We start from the raw sequence: 13972 nt of genomic DNA, 5'->3' as shown, positions 1-13972 counted from the left end.
CGAAATGGTGCGGAAGGGCTTTGCATCGTTTCGTTCTGGGCGTCGAGACGGCGCGGGGCTGGCACTAGCTTACGGTGTAAGCATGCGTATTGGCGTACCCGAATGTGACCATGAACCCAGGAAGACGGGGGAGGATCGAGGCGGAGGCTTCACATGACCAAGCAGTCCAACACCACGTCCAACAAACTCACCCGCGAGGTGATCATCGACGCGGCCCTGGAGCTGGTTGATCAGTCCGGGCCGCAGGGATTGTCGATGCGCAGCCTCGGCCAACGACTAGGCGTTGAAGCGATGTCGCTGTACCGACACGTACACGGAAAAGAAGACCTCCTCGAAGGCGTCGTCGCCTCGCTCCTGGCAGACCTCGCCGCCACGATGGACGACGAGCTCGACCAGCACTGGCAGGCATTCCTTCAGAAGCTCGCGCACACGATCCGGGACATCGCCGTGGAACACCCCAAGGCATTCCCGCTGATCGCGACCCGCCATCCCGCCGCCCCGTGGCTTCGTCCACCGCTTCGCAGCGTGGAAGTCGTCAACACGTTCCTTCGTGCGCTCATCGCTCAAGGGTTCACGGACGCCCAGGCCGTCAGCGCGTACCGCGCCTTCACCAGCTTCCTCCTCGGCCAGCTGCTCCTAGAAACAACCATCCGCGGAGCACAGTTCGGCCCCGACGACGTCCCGCTCGACGAAGGCGGCGCATCCATCCCGAACCAGGACGGCCGCGCGACGCTCGACGACGTCCCCGAGGTCCGGCGCCTCCGCTCACTGCTGAGCGAGGATCGCAGCAAGGAAGAGTTCGAAATCGCGCTCGAGCTTCTGCTGGACCGACTCGACGGGGAACTGTCTCAATAGCACCACCAGGCGAGTCGTCACCGGCGCAACCACTGCTCGTACCGAGCAGCAGCCCACCGGAACTTCGACAACGCGTGCCGCATCTCCATGTCGAGGGGAAGTGCGTCGATCGCAGCATCCACCGGCAGGCTGCGCTCGGCCAACAGTGACTCGAACGCGGTACGCGCCGTGCTCTTCTCGATGAGGAGAGCGGCGAACTCGATATCCCCCCACTTCGCGACAGACAACCCTCCGTTGCAGCCGGCACTGAGCACGCGGCGCCCGGTCAGGACGTATTCGCGGGCAACACCCGACTCATCTCCCCGTCGAGCGGCCCACCTGGAGAAAGTACCGGGCGTACATGCCCAGATTCTGAGCAGCACGGCTGGCGACCCCGCAGCCCTAGCGTCGACGCGACCCTGGTCACTACGATGCGCCCCGACGGCGCCGCACAAGCTACCGGTGCCGCGGAAGAAGCACGAGGAGCACTGCGCATATCCCGGTCAACACCGCCCCGGGAAAGATGACGCCCCAGTTCCACTGCACGTCTTGAGGGCCATCGGGGCCGAAGATCCCGCACCAGGTGAAGAACAGGCCAAGGGTCAGCCCCCCGAGTAGCGCGACGGTCACAGAGATCGACCTGACCCTGTCCAGCACAAACCCCCTGCCCGCCTGTAGCGACGATCGTATTGCCGAGTCGCTAGCCTCGGCAACGCTGCAGCCTACCCGCGTGGGCGCCCCCCACCCATGTCAATCCCCGTTCATGAGCAGCACGACGTGGCCCATGCTTACGCAGTAAGGCGGTCTCGCGCCGACATCACACGGCGCACCATGGCTGGGGCTACTGCCCAGGAAAGAACTGTGCGGCGCCGGTCCGGGTGTGGGCCGGCGCCACCATGAACGGAGCCCACGCGATGACCTCACACGGACGAGCAGTGATCGTCCTGATCGCCGGGTTCGTAGCCGCAGCAGTCGGCATCTACTGCTGGATCGTTCCCGATGCTGTCGGCTGGCGAGTTGCCGGGACCGTCTTGTTCGCAGTCGCGGTCGCATCCTGGGTCCTAGGAGGGCGCCTCTTCGGAAGAGCCGAACGGGCGCAAACCGCCGACCCGGACAGTGGCAGCGACGACCCGCCCGCGCATCAAGAGCCATGATCCCTGGCATCCACAGAACACCCATGAGAGGTCAGCACGAATTGGCCACCACTGACGAAAACGCTGCACAGCCGTCGCGCACGCACACAGGGATCTCGGCCGAAAGCCTCAAAGACAAGATCGTTGCCGCGTCCGAAAACGCCAACACGGCAACCCCAACATCACTCGCGAACGAGCCCGACGGGCTCGGCAAGGACGGAACAATTCCTGCCAATCCCGATGGTCTCGCCGCGGGCTACACAGACACCCCCTCTCACTTCAATGCCGAAGAAGATGAAGACGCCAACTAACCGTCCACCTGTGCACGACCACTCCTCAGCTTGCTCGGCGAATCTTCAGCCAGCTGTCACGTTCGCGTCTTCCGCGTTCACGAAGCGGTCGTCGCACGGTGACACCCTGGTGGGATGACCGACTCGCACGACACCGACCCCGCCGCGGCGCACGTACGGTCCGTGCTGTGGGACTGGGACCCCATCGGCGTCCGAGCCATCAGCGCAGCCTGGCCCAGTAGCGAATATGACGACCTCATTGCCCCTCTGGTCAACGCTTTGGAGCACCAGCCGGCGCTCGACGAACTCGCGAGCGACCTGCATGAACTGGTGACCGTGCAGTACGGTTTGCCCTCACCTCACGGGTGCAAGAACGCCGCAGCTGCGCTTCTTCGTCTACCGCGCGCGGCGTGACTCACCCGATGCCTCACCGAGCTGGCTACCGGGTGAGGCTTCAGCTCACGACTCACCAGATCTCCTGTCACCGCTTCAGATTGTTCGCCCGGGTGGCAACCGCAAAGACCCCGAGTTCGAACGGGCTGTTCGGGCAGGTCGCACCGAAAACGACCTGCCCGAAAGTGCGACCTCGGTACCTCCCGAGATCACGTGAAACGTCGAGGGACTGACGCTTCACCCACCGCACCCGGGGGAGCGGCAGCCTGCATTTCCTAGTTTGTACCCGCAACGCAAGACGGCCACAAGGCGTGTTAGCTCATCGGTCCGATGCGCACACGACTTGATACGCCGCATAGCGCGCGCCGCTCGGGCGACATGGTTGTCGGCCTTCGGGTCGACGCTCGCTGAGCTGCATCCGGCTGCGTGCCGTTGTCAACCCCCGTCGCGTTCGCGCACGGTGGAGTCGAGACTGCGGCTGTTCAGCAATATCCGGGCTCAGGAAGGAGAGGCGCTATGGCAGACCTCGGAGGTCTCGGCGACAAGGCGAAGGACGTCGTCAACAGTGAGAAGGGCGAGCAAACGTCCGACGCCGCGATCGACAAAGCCGGCGACGCGGCAAGCTCCGCGTCCGGCGGGAACTTCGACGACAAGATCAACGCCGGCGAAGACGCCGCCGACTCGAAGATCGGTGACCAGAGCTGATCCATGAGATGGAAACCGAAAAGGACGCCTCTGCGGGCGTCCTTTTCGATGTACGGCCTCGTACTACTGAGTGACTTCGCAGTCCAGGTGCAGTCTCGACTTCGCCGTGGCGGCGCGCGACCAGCTCGAACGGCGTGGCTTTCACGTCAGCGCACCGCGCGGGTTTTCGTGGATGTGCGCGCGACCGTGATGCCTGCGCTCACGCTACCGACTCGGCACTTCCGCGCCACTCCCCGACCAACCGATAATCACCGTTATGTCAGCGAGCCTCTCCCTCGAGAGCGTAATTGGGTAGGGAGCTACTTGAAGCCGCGATCGCGGCCGTAGCGTCGGTTCCACCCTTCGCAGCGGCTAGGGCAAGTGTCCGGTTGGCCCGAGGAACGCTTGCGAACCGGCGAGCACGCCCTCCGATTCGGGCCAGACAACGGCTTCACAACGCCTCAACGTGTTACTTGCCCGGCCTGGGACCTGTCGTTGAGGCGGTCGCCCGACTCGAGGTCGAACGCGTGGACGTGGCCCGGCTTGGCGGCCAGGGTGACCGTCTCGCCTGCGTTCGGGTGGTTGCGGCCGTCGACACGGGCGACGACGTCGGTGCGCTTGCCATTGATCTCGGTGTGGCCGTAGAGGTAGCCGTCTGCGCCGAGCTCCTCGACGAGGTCCACCTGGACCGCGAGGCCGCGACCGTCGGCGGGACCGACCTCGATGTCCTCGGGACGCACACCCACGGTGACCTGGCTGCCGTTGGCACGGCCGACCGTGTCGCGGTCGAGCGGGACGACCTCGGTGCCGAACTGGATGCCGCCCTCGGCGAGGCTCGCCGGGAACAGGTTCATGGCAGGCGAGCCGATGAAGCCGGCGACGAACACGTTGTTCGGCTTCTCGTACAGGTCGCGCGGGGTGCCGACCTGCTGGAGCAGACCGTCCTTGAGGACCGCGATGCGGTCACCCATCGTGAGGGCCTCGGTCTGGTCGTGCGTGACGTAGACCGTGGTGACGCCGAGGCGACGCTGCAGCGACGCGATCTGCGTACGCGTCTGGACGCGGAGCTTGGCGTCGAGGTTCGACAGCGGCTCGTCCATGAGGAAGACCTGGGGCTGACGGACGATGGCACGACCCATGGCGACACGCTGACGCTGACCACCCGAGAGGGCCTTCGGCTTGCGGGTCAGGTACTGCTCGAGATCGAGGAGCTTGGCGGCCTCGAGGACGCGAGCGGCGCGCTCCTCCTTGCCGACACCGGCGATCTTGAGCGCGAAGCCCATGTTCTCGGCGACGGTCATGTGCGGGTACAACGCGTAGTTCTGGAACACCATCGCGATGTCGCGGTCCTTCGGCGGGACGTCGGTGACGTCGCGGTCGCCGATGCGGATCGAGCCGGAGTTGACCTCTTCCAGACCCGCGAGCATGCGGAGCGAGGTGGACTTACCACAGCCGGACGGGCCGACCAGGACGAGGAACTCGCCGTCGGCGACCTCGAGGTTGAGCTTGTCGACCGCGGGGCGGGTTCCACCGGGGTACAGACGGGTTGCGTTGTCGAACGTGACGGACGCCATTGTTTCTTCTCCTTCACCGGCAGGTACGTGCCGGACGATCCGTAGTGAGCAGAGCAAACGGTTTTCGACCGTAACAGCGTCGCGGCGAAAGGTCTATGGGCTGCTCGTTGATGATGACGTAGACGTCAGGCGGCTCCAGCAACCTATCTGTCGGCTTGTCAAGGCCCCTCCCGCGTCCCGGGGACGGCTCGTATCGTCGCCGACTCGTCACAGGATCACCGTTGAAAGGGGCCATGATGGCAACCGCAAGAGAGATCATGACCACGACGCCCGAGTGTGTCGGGGAGCACCAAACACTCGTCGACGCGGCACGGCTGATGAAGGATTTGGATGTCGGAAGTTTGCCCATCTGCGGGGATGACCAGCGACTCAAAGGCATGCTGACAGACCGGGACATCGTGGTGATGTGCGTCGCGCGGGGTGGCGACCCGACGCGCACCACCGCGGGAGACCTCGCAGAAGGAAAGCCCGTCACCATCGGCGCTGATGACAGCCTTGAGGAGACACTGGCGACGATGCGAAAGCACCAGATCCGCCGGCTGCCGGTCATCGACGGACACGACCTCGTCGGGATCATCGCGCAGGCGGACGTGGCCAGAGCTCTTTCGTTCGCGGCGACTGGTGCGACCGTCGAGGAGATCTCACAGTGACGGTCGGCGACGTCCACACCCGAGAGCGCAACGGCGTGTGGGAGAACATCGTCGAGGGTGAACTTGACTTGAAGTGGGTCTTCACCGACGCTGCCCAGGCGGTCGCGAACGGGGAACGCATCGCGGAAAACCTCGGTTCGTCGCACGTCGTCGAGTCGTCGGAAGACGTCGACTCCCAGGGGGTGGAGGTTCCTCCCTACGTGCAAGGCGCATGAGCGCTCGAGGACAGGGACCCGAGAACGCGCACACCGACTCCAGCCGGAGTTCGCGATGGAGGCCCTACCTCAAGTTTGCCGCGATGACCGTCACCGGCATGGTGGTCATGTACTGGGCAATGTTCGCGGGAACCTGGGAGTTGGGGCATGTCCGCCTCAGCGAAAGTCGTATCTTCATGACCCTCACCATGGGCGGGACGATGGTGCTGGTGATGTTCGCGTGGATGGCGGGGATGTACAGGAGCCCGCGAGCCAACGTCGTCCTCGTCGCGATCGGCGTGCTTCTTATCGGCGGCGGTGTCGCCCTGGACCGCTCACAAGCCACCGTGGACGACACCGCCTATATGAGCGGAATGATTCCCCATCATTCGCTCGCGATCACGCGATCCGAACGAGCGCATCTCGCGGATGTACGGGTGTGCGAGCTCGCAGTGTCGATCAGTCAGACACAACGCGAGGAGATCCTGGAGATGTCCTGGTTGATCGACGACATCCGCGCGAACGGACCGGCCCGCACCGCCTCGGAGGCCGCCGAACGCGAGACACCGGCATTTGCTCGCAAGGCGGAGCGGTCGTGCCATGGAGGAGACGCCCATGTGGTTCGATGACTGGCCGGGCGTGGCCCGTGTGCTTCTGGTGGGACTGGCGTCCTATGTCAGCGTTGTGGCGCTTATCCGCCTCGCCGGAAAACGTGCGCTGGCGCAGCTGAACGCGTTCGACCTCGTCGTCACGGTCGCACTCGGTTCCACTCTCGCGACCATCCTCCTGTCGTCCGATGTCGCGTTCGTTGACGGAGCAGTGGCGCTCGCGCTCCTCCTGACACTTCAGGTGATCGTGGCGTTCGCAACCAAACGGGTCCCGGCTCTTCGGCGCATGGTCACCGCGAAGCCAGCCCAGCTCGTGAAGGACGGCGTCATCGACGACGAAGCCCTCCAGCGACACCGCGTCGCGCGAGCCGATGTCCTTCAGGCAATCCGGTCGAGCGGACAAGGCGACCTCGCATCCGTCGGTGCGGTGACCCTAGAAAGCAACGGCACCATCAGCGTCATCCCCTGCGCGAACATGGGGAACGCCTCAGCACTCGGTGACGTCGAACCATCATTCGGGAACGGCGCGCTTCGCGATCGGGGCCGAAGTGGGGCCGAAGACTGATGACCCCCATCGCTCACGCCGGGCGGTTGTGATCATCGGCCGGGGTGGTTGCATTGTCTGATGACCTCGCAACCCTCCTCGAACGACCGGACGATTCGCCTTCCGCTGGGTCCCGATGAGGTCGTCATCCGCCGGAAGTACGAGGTGGCGAGCATCCTGAATGACATCCTCGTCGCAGGATGGTTCGTCATCGGCAGCATCCTCTTCTTCTCCGAGAACACCACGACGGCTGGCACCTGGTTCTTCCTGCTCGGCAGCATCCAGCTGATGATCCGCCCGGTTATCCGACTGACACGCCACGTGCACCTGCGCCGCTTCCACCGCAGCAGACCGCACGACGCGACCGGGGACTACTGAAACACGGTTGACTGTCGCCATGACCGTGTCCTCCCCCACCGCCCTCACGCTCCTCCGGCGGCTCATGCGTACCGTCTGGGTCCGGGCAGTCGTTTTCACTGTGGCGGCGATGCTCTTCGCCCTCGCCGCCGGTGTCGTCGGATCTGTCATCCCCTTCGAACTACGCGTCGAGCTCGGGCAGAACTCGGTCGACTCCCTCCTGCAGATCATTGCGACCGCCATGCTGACGGCGACGACGTTCTCGATCACGGCAATGGTCACGGCGTACTCGTCGGCCACCACCATCGCCACGCCCCGGTCGACGAAACTTCTCATCGCCGACCCGACATCGCAGAACGCGCTGTCAACCTTCGTGGGCGCATTCGTCTTCGCGCTTGTCGGGATCATCGCCCTGTCGACGGGGTACTACACCGAGCAAGGACGCACGATCCTCTTCTTCGGCACCCTCATCGTCATCGCGATCATCGTCGTCACACTCCTCCGCTGGATCGGCCACCTCGCCCGCTTCGGACGCATGGCCGACGTCATCGACCGGGTCGAGGATGCCGCGACACGCACCCTCGTCGACTTCGCGAAGCACCCGACCTATGGCGCCCGTGAGCTCAGGAGTATGCCCGCCGACGCCACCCCCATCACCGCGCTCGAGGGCGAGTACGTGCTCAACGTGGATGTCGCGGCTCTCGACGCCCTAGCCGCAAAACACAACTGCGAGATCTACGTCACCGCAATCCCCGGCACGGTTGCCGATGTCCGGCATCCGCTCGTACACATCCGCGGGAACGTCACCGACGACGTCGACAGCGGAGTTCGGAGCGCGTTCATCCTGGGCCGCCACCGGGATTACGACCAGGACCCACGCCTCGGTGTGATCGCCCTGGCCGAGATCGGCAGCCGGGCACTGTCGCCTTCGACGAACGACCCCGGCACCGCCATTGAGGTGATCGCCGCTCTGCAGCGGGTGCTCACCGCCGCACTCCAGGCACGCGAGCAGAATCGTGACGTCGAGTATTCGCGTGTGTGGACCGCACGAACGAATGTCGACGAGTTGGTGACGGATGCCTTCCGTCCCATCGCGCGCGACGGTGCCGGCTTCGTCGAGGTGCAGATCCGACTGCAGAAGTGCCTACGGGCTTTGCGCGACACGGCGCCCGACGAGGCAGCCGCATTCCGACGTATGGCCCACGACGCGCTCAGCCGCGCAGCATCCGAGCTCAACCGATCCGACCGGCGCGCGGTGCGGTCGGCGCTGTCCTAGCGCCCGCCTACACCCTCAGCCACGTCGACAACAGCGCCCTGTTCGAGGACGCCGCGAACTGACTATTGGAACCGATGACCAAGACATCCTCGAACACTCCACGAATCTCGCTCCCCGGGTCTGTCGCGCTCGGCACCGGTGTCATGATCGGTGCGGGCATCTTCGCCCTGATTGGTCAGGTCGCCGGCCTGGCCGGTGCGTGGTTCCCCCTCTCGCTCCTGGTCGGTGGTGTCGTCGCTGCGCTCATCATCCTTATTCCTTTCACCATCGTGAAGGTCCGTGACGACCCCATCGCCGTCGCAGCGGCCGTCGCGATCGCCGGGGTGATCGTGATCGCACAGACCGTTGCCGTTCCGGCGTCGGCGTGAGGCGACCGCCGACGGCTGACCGTAAGCGAGATCGGGCGAAGAGATGCAGCGCTTCACCGCACCCTCGTGAGCATCACCCGATGATGGGTCGCTCGCTCGCATAGGTGTACATGACGTTGCGATGCCGGACGGCCAGTGCGGCGGCGAGGCCGATCGGTCCGATGCGGCCGGCGAGCATGAGCACCGACAGCACGTACTTGCCGAAAGGGTCGAGTTCAGCCGACAGCCCGACGGAGAGTCCGCAGGTCGCGAAGGCCGAGATGACTTCGAAGAGGATGCGGTCCAGTGGCGCGTCGTGCGTCAGCGTGAGCAGCGTCGTCGCCGTCAGCACGAGCGAGGCGCCCAGGAACGTCACGCTGATCGCGACCCGGAGGATGCTGTCGGGGATCGTGCGACGGGCCACCCGGACGTCTTTCGTGCCCCGTGCCTCCGCGACGATCGCGAGGAAGAGGACGGCCAGGGTCGTGACCTTGATGCCGCCCGCGGTGGATGCGGATCCGCCGCCCACAAACATGAGCGCGTCGCTGAGGAGAAGGGTGGTCGTCGTCGACGCCGCGGAGTCCGTGATAGCGAAGCCGCCCGAGCGCATCATCGTCGAGGCGAACAGGCCGTGGAAGATCTTCTCCCCCGGCGACATTCCGCCGACGGTGGCTGGATTCGACCATTCGAACACGGTCCACGCCACCGCACCGACCAGCATCAGGATGACCGTGGTCGACAGGGTGAGCTTGGCGTGGAGCGTCCAGCGTGAGTGGTCCCACCGGTTCTTGATGAGGGTCAGGAACACGGGGAACCCGAAGGAGCCGACGAAGACACCGACCATGATCGGGACGAGGACGAACGGGTTGCCCTCGTAGACGCCGAGACCGCCGACATGGGTCGTGAAGCCGGCGTTGTTGAAGGAGGAGACCGCGTAGAAGACCGCGTGCCAGATACCCTCCGCCCATCCTTCCGTGACGATGAACGGCGGCGCGAGCACGACGGCGAGGACGCCCTGCACCGTCAGTGTTGTCACCACGACGATGGTCAGCAGGTTCCGCACTTCGCCGAGCTCGGGTGCCCCGATGTTTTGTTGCGCGAAGACCCGTCCCCCGAGTCCCAGCTTCCGGGTCACGGCGCGAGCGAGCAGGAGAGCGAGGGTGATGACGCCGAGTCCGCCGACCTCGATGGCCACGAGGATGACACCGAGTCCGAACGGCGACCATACGGCTGCGGTGTCCACGGTGGTCAGACCGGTGACGGTGATGGCGGACACCGCTGTGAACACGGCATCCTGCGCCGGCATCGACCGGCCGTCGACGGTCGCGATCGGAAGCGCGAGCAACGACGAGAAGATGACGGCGGCCGCCACGAAGATGGCGACCGCGGCCTGGGCCGGAGAGCGTCTGAGGAATGACTCGACAGTTCGGAGGCTGGACCTCGCCCGACCGCGGGCAAGCGCGGCATCGCTGCGCGGATCGGGACCGAGAGTCATGGGTGCTCACCGTAGCCCAGCGGATGGGTCTCGCATAGTTCTCCCGGTCCTGTCCGATAGAATGGGGAACGGCGCGTCGGGAAGCCTGGTCGACATCACCATTCGTCGACCCTCCGGAGGATCTCCTGTGACTGCGCCCAGCTCTGACCGTACCGAGCTGCGCGCGCCCCGGTGGCGCGGCTATGCCGAAGCCGCGCGAGTGTCGGCGATCCTCCGTAAAGAGGCCGTGGGGGGTGCACTCCTCGTCGTCGCAGCGGTCGTGGCCATCGCGTGGGCCAACTCACCGGCATCCGACAGCTATTTCGCGTTGCGCGACTTCCGCTTCGGCTACGAACCGTGGCACCTCGAGCTCTCCCTGGGCGCGTGGGCGGCTGACGGCCTGTTGGCCATCTTCTTCTTCCTCGTGGGTCTGGAACTCAAGCGGGAGATCGTCGTCGGCGACCTGCGACGCTTCAGCACGGCTGTCGTGCCGGTCACCGCCGCGATCGGCGGCGTGGCGGTGCCGGCACTGATCTACGTGGCGGTCGTCCGCGGCCAGGAGGGACTGGCCCAGGGCTGGGCGATCCCCACCGCAACCGACATCGCCTTCGCCGTCGCGGTGCTCGCTCTCGTCGGTTCGCACCTTCCCAGCCCTCTCCGCATCTTCCTACTGACCCTCGCCGTCGTCGACGACCTCATCGCCATCGGCATCATCGCGATCTTCTACACCGATGAGATCGCTGTGGTGCCGCTGCTCGTGGCGGCCGGTGTCGTCGCCAGCTACGGGTTCGTCGCACGGCGTTACCGGTCGCTGTTCGCGAACCGCCCCTTCGCCGCCTGGCTCGTGCTGCTCCCGATCGGATTCGTCGCGTGGGGGTTCCTGCACGCGTCCGGGGTGCACGCCACGATCGCGGGCGTCGCCCTCGCCTTCACGATCCCGGTCAAGCCCGCGCGCGGCGCGACCGACGGCCCGCGTGCCACCGACCTGGCGCATGAGTTCGAGCACCGGTTCCGTCCGCTGTCCGCCGGCTTCGCCGTTCCGGTGTTCGCGTTCTTCGCCGCCGGTGTGGCCGTGGGCGGCGCGGACGGCATCCTCCGGGCCGCGACCGACCCGGTCGCGCTCGGCATCGTCGCGGGGCTCGTGCTCGGCAAGCCCATCGGCATCCTCCTCGCGGTCCGCACCCTGACCCTCGTGACCAAGATCCGCCTGCACCCCGCGTTGCGATGGATCGACATGCTCGGCGTTGCGCTGCTGGCCGGCATCGGATTCACCGTGTCGCTCCTCATCGCCGAGCTCAGCTTCCCGGCCGGGTCGACCGAGGCCGATGATGCCAAGATCGCGATCATGATCGCGTCGGTCGTCGCCGGTCTGATCGCCTCCGCCATCCTGGTCGCCCGCAATCGTCGCTATCGCCAGATCCAGGCGGAAGAGACGATCGATGAGGATGCCGACGGCACACCGGACATCTACCAGGACGCGCCTCACGCGAAACCGAGGACAGCGGAGTAGGGTCTCTCGGGCAACGAATGGTGAGCCGGGAAGTCTGGTCGGCAGCGGTCGGACGACCGTTCCCTTCGAACGAAAGCTCGTGATGGAACACTCGGTCCTCACCCTCGGCGACACCGATACCTCCGTGGCCCGGGGAATCACCGCGCTGACCAATGCTCAGCACGCTCTCGACGGACGCGGCAGCGAGCGTCCTCGTGCAGTCCTCGCCTTCGCGGATCTGCGAGACCACACTCGGCAGAGTGGGAAGGACAGGCTCCGCGCCATCGCTTCCCTGGCGGCCGTCGAGACGAAACGGCACACCGGCATCCGTCATCTCGTCTTCGCCGTCATGCTGGCTCCACGGCACGCATCTGCGTTCAATCGCATCGCCTCGTCGCTGGGCGCGCGCGTCCACGCCGAGCTCGAACGCGACAACGCGCGCGATGTCACGGTCACTTTTCTCGACGTCAGTGAGTGCGGTGACGTGTCCATCCTCACCGAGCGTCTGTTGGATCGGTGCGATGACCCGGTGGGCCAGCACGGCGTCGTGGTCCTCGACTGGGAGGACATCCGGGATCACTCCATCCGCCAGGCAGCCCGGGACCAGTACCTCTAACGGCAGGCGGGTCGCGGGCGCTCCCGAATTGCGGCGCCGACCGTAAGTGCGATCCGCAGGGTGTTTCGCCTACGCCGTCAGTGTCATCGACCCTCATCCTTGTCTCCTCCTCTCCACTGTTTGGCCGTCGAGCTGACGCGACGTGTCGAACGTGGTTCGGGGCTTCGTGGGAGCGTAGTCGGCAGCAGTGACGGGGTCTCTTACGTAACGAGTCCGCGTTGAGCGCGACGCACAGCTTCCTCCTCTGCGGAGAGCGTCGCCGTGGTCGCAACCACGGAGCTGCGCGCGAACCGGTCGGCATCCGCTCACCGGTCGCTCCGAGGGTTATGGATGACAGCAGATAGGGGTATACAAAATGGCAGGCGTCAAAGTTGACGCCGTCTGGATCAATTTGGGGTGATTCATGAGTGCACTGTCTTATGCCGAACGCGCCTTCTACCCACCGACAACGCGACAGCTTGGCGGTCCGCAACGTCCCGTGTTAGATGCGCTCGCTTCTCTTGCGCGGTACATCCCGGCCGAAGGGTTAGCCCTATACATCGCGGTGGCCGCGTTCGCGGGAGATACCCCGTGGCTGGTCGTCGGAGGCTTGATCTTTGCTGTTGCCCTGACCTCGCTCATCATCGTGCTCACGTGGGTCGACGCTCGCGCGGTCTTGGCAAGAGACGAGCGCCCGGACATAGGGCGCTTGCTGTTGACACTGCTAGTGATTGTGGCTGCCCTGGTGATCTACGTCTCCGCGCTCGCGGACAATCCGATCACGTCCGGGCTACCTGGCGGGACCACGGCAGGTGGAGTAGCAGTTCTCGTTGCAGCTGCGTTCCTTTCGATCGTGGGTCCCCGGCTCGGCCTCGAACGCACCAGATGACGAGCTGAACGGCCGGTGCAACCACCGGCGGCGCCATTGCAGCCGCGCTGGCGCCATTGTCGAGGGCGTTTCGGCGGAAGCGGGAACGTCGGACCAACACCGCCCGCGAGGACGGTGGGAGCGGTTTGGGGGTTGAGGGGATGGGGTGGCGATGCGCCGGCTTGATTAGGGATCTGCCGCCAGGCTGGGACCACCAGCGGCGAAGAGTTTGCGGATGCGACCTGTCAGCTAGCTCTGCCTGGCGGAGCGTACGCGAGGTTCACAAATAGTGTTGCGCTGGACCGTTGCGGCCGCAGGTAATACGTGTCGGCCGCGATCGCTTCTGTGTAGACGATCCGGATGTTTGGATCAGCTCGCTCGGCAGCGTCTATCGCGCGTTGCACAGCTTCCGTCATCTTTACCCCCTTACGAGGAAGCAGCCGTGGCCCCAAACACGGACCGCTCCTGCGCCCTCCCCCACCACAATTGTTTACCCTCTTGCAAGCTTTGTCCACCAAAAGGGGGACAAAGCTTCAGGGGCCTATCGTACGTTTGACGGGCCTTGGCTGTCGACGGCGCTCGAAAACTGGACAGTAGCGGCGCTTGAAAAGTGAACACTCAACGATTGGAGAGTGATCACTTTGGAGGACTGGGCGTTGATC

General features: G+C 65.3%; 16 protein-coding genes and 1 pseudogene. 14 read left to right on the top strand and 3 right to left on the bottom strand.

Annotation, left to right across the window (positions count from 1 at the left end):
- Window positions 1–153 precede the first annotated feature (153 nt).
- Window positions 154–855: a TetR/AcrR family transcriptional regulator C-terminal domain-containing protein gene (locus ACPEH2_RS15130; protein WP_253035144.1), complete on the top strand. Its 702-nt coding sequence runs from the start codon at window positions 154–156 to the stop codon at window positions 853–855.
- A 17-nt stretch (window positions 856–872) separates the two neighbouring features.
- Here the strand turns inward: ACPEH2_RS15130 and ACPEH2_RS15125 are convergent, their stop codons facing one another.
- The gene (locus ACPEH2_RS15125; protein WP_423719028.1) at window positions 873–1082 is read right to left on the bottom strand and encodes a hypothetical protein; all 210 of its coding nucleotides are present in this window, start codon (window positions 1080–1082) and stop codon (window positions 873–875) included.
- Between the two features lie 929 nt (window positions 1083–2011).
- Between ACPEH2_RS15125 and ACPEH2_RS15120 the strand changes: the two genes are divergently transcribed.
- From ACPEH2_RS15120 to ACPEH2_RS15110, 3 genes are all read left to right on the top strand, one after another.
- Window positions 2012–2278, top strand: a complete 267-nt coding sequence (locus ACPEH2_RS15120; RefSeq protein ID WP_423719027.1) for a hypothetical protein — start codon at window positions 2012–2014, stop codon at window positions 2276–2278.
- A gap of 114 nt (window positions 2279–2392) precedes the next feature.
- Window positions 2393–2671: a hypothetical protein gene (locus ACPEH2_RS15115; protein WP_423719026.1), complete on the top strand. Its 279-nt coding sequence runs from the start codon at window positions 2393–2395 to the stop codon at window positions 2669–2671.
- Between the two features lie 495 nt (window positions 2672–3166).
- Window positions 3167–3355: an antitoxin gene (locus ACPEH2_RS15110; protein WP_423719025.1), complete on the top strand. Its 189-nt coding sequence runs from the start codon at window positions 3167–3169 to the stop codon at window positions 3353–3355.
- A 440-nt stretch (window positions 3356–3795) separates the two neighbouring features.
- Here ACPEH2_RS15110 and ACPEH2_RS15105 read toward each other — a convergent pair whose 3' ends face one another.
- A complete protein-coding gene (locus ACPEH2_RS15105; RefSeq protein ID WP_359921053.1) occupies window positions 3796–4908 on the bottom strand; it encodes an ABC transporter ATP-binding protein in 1113 nt (370 codons plus the stop codon).
- A gap of 236 nt (window positions 4909–5144) precedes the next feature.
- On the opposite strand from ACPEH2_RS15105, the gene ACPEH2_RS15100 reads away from it, so the two are divergent.
- The 7 genes and pseudogenes from ACPEH2_RS15100 to ACPEH2_RS15070 all read left to right on the top strand — a co-directional run.
- A complete protein-coding gene (locus tag ACPEH2_RS15100) occupies window positions 5145–5558 on the top strand; it encodes a CBS domain-containing protein (RefSeq protein ID WP_359921100.1) in 414 nt (137 codons plus the stop codon).
- Entirely contained in the window at window positions 5555–5773 is a 219-nt protein-coding gene (locus tag ACPEH2_RS15095) for a hypothetical protein (protein WP_359921050.1), read from the top strand. Before ACPEH2_RS15100 ends, ACPEH2_RS15095 begins: the two co-directional genes overlap by 4 nt.
- Window positions 5774–5856: 83 nt before the next feature.
- The gene (locus ACPEH2_RS15090) at window positions 5857–6381 is read left to right on the top strand and encodes a DUF305 domain-containing protein (protein WP_359921047.1); all 525 of its coding nucleotides are present in this window, start codon (window positions 5857–5859) and stop codon (window positions 6379–6381) included.
- On the top strand, window positions 6368–6925 hold the full coding sequence (locus ACPEH2_RS15085; protein ID WP_359921045.1) for a DUF421 domain-containing protein: 558 nt from the start codon (window positions 6368–6370) through the stop codon (window positions 6923–6925). The genes ACPEH2_RS15090 and ACPEH2_RS15085 overlap by 14 nt, the downstream gene beginning before the upstream one ends.
- 60 nt (window positions 6926–6985) lie before the next feature.
- Complete coding sequence (locus ACPEH2_RS15080) at window positions 6986–7282, top strand: YrhK family protein (protein WP_359921043.1); 297 nt, start codon at window positions 6986–6988, stop codon at window positions 7280–7282.
- 19 nt (window positions 7283–7301) lie between these two features.
- Window positions 7302–8537 carry a DUF2254 domain-containing protein gene (locus ACPEH2_RS15075; protein WP_359921041.1) on the top strand — a complete coding sequence of 412 codons (1236 nt, stop codon included), beginning with the start codon at window positions 7302–7304 and terminating at the stop codon, window positions 8535–8537.
- Between the two features lie 74 nt (window positions 8538–8611).
- Window positions 8612–8779: pseudogene (locus ACPEH2_RS15070) on the top strand (amino acid permease); the annotation flags it as partial.
- A gap of 199 nt (window positions 8780–8978) precedes the next feature.
- On the opposite strand, the gene ACPEH2_RS15065 reads toward ACPEH2_RS15070, so the two are convergent.
- Complete coding sequence (locus ACPEH2_RS15065) at window positions 8979–10379, bottom strand: TrkH family potassium uptake protein (RefSeq protein ID WP_359921038.1); 1401 nt, start codon at window positions 10377–10379, stop codon at window positions 8979–8981.
- Window positions 10380–10506: 127 nt separating this feature from the next.
- Between ACPEH2_RS15065 and nhaA the strand changes: the two genes are divergently transcribed.
- The 3 genes from nhaA (at window position 10507) to ACPEH2_RS15050 (ending at window position 13331) form a co-directional block, all read left to right on the top strand.
- The gene (gene nhaA, locus ACPEH2_RS15060) at window positions 10507–11868 is read left to right on the top strand and encodes a Na+/H+ antiporter NhaA (RefSeq protein ID WP_359921036.1); all 1362 of its coding nucleotides are present in this window, start codon (window positions 10507–10509) and stop codon (window positions 11866–11868) included.
- Window positions 11869–11950: 82 nt separating this feature from the next.
- The gene (locus ACPEH2_RS15055; RefSeq protein WP_359921035.1) at window positions 11951–12463 is read left to right on the top strand and encodes a hypothetical protein; all 513 of its coding nucleotides are present in this window, start codon (window positions 11951–11953) and stop codon (window positions 12461–12463) included.
- Window positions 12464–12866: 403 nt separating this feature from the next.
- Entirely contained in the window at window positions 12867–13331 is a 465-nt protein-coding gene (locus ACPEH2_RS15050; RefSeq protein ID WP_359921033.1) for a hypothetical protein, read from the top strand.
- Window positions 13332–13972: the final 641 nt, after the last annotated feature.

The sequence above is a fragment of the Microbacterium sp. NPDC064942 genome, from assembly GCF_049545525.1.
Classification (GTDB): Bacteria; Actinomycetota; Actinomycetes; order Actinomycetales; family Microbacteriaceae; genus Microbacterium; species Microbacterium gawkjiense.
The sequence above is the reverse complement of the archived record's forward strand: the minus strand, read 5'-3'. Positions and strand labels throughout refer to the sequence as shown.